This window comes from Streptomyces sp. P9(2023) (assembly GCF_032436795.1).
Lineage (GTDB): Bacteria > Actinomycetota > Actinomycetes > Streptomycetales > Streptomycetaceae > Streptomyces.
In genome coordinates, this window is the sequence record NZ_JAUPWM010000187.1 from 1 (window position 1) to 401 (window position 401).

The following is a 401-nucleotide window of genomic DNA, read 5'->3' on the forward strand; positions in this document are numbered from 1 at the left end:
CGGTCGCGGTCAGGGTCTGACCCCAGAACGTGGCGCCGAGCTCGGTCCCGTTGTAGTCATCGATGGCGGTCGGCTCCGGCAGGAAAAGCAGCGTGTCGTCAGGGATGACGCGCCCGCTCTTCGTGCGCCGGTCGTAGATGATGATGTCGGGCAGGCCGGCTGAGGACACGATGCCGCGAACATCCTGCTCCATCGGGCGGCGGAACGCCCCAGCAGCGGTCTGGCCCTGCATGACCTTAAGGCCGGACAGGGCGCGGAACACGCGGCGCGGCATGACGATCGCGCCGGGTTCGGTGCCGTTGCGGGTGGAGTACAGGTCCATCCACGTCTCGAGTTGGGTCAGTCCGTCCGTTGTGTCGGTCGACCAGAGGCTGTTCGCGGTGATGGTCAGGTCGGCGTCT

At 67.1% G+C, this 401-nt stretch carries 1 pseudogene; it reads right to left on the reverse strand.

The features are described from left to right. Positions 1–401 (reverse strand): annotated as a pseudogene (locus Q5762_RS37285) (major capsid protein); the annotation flags it as partial.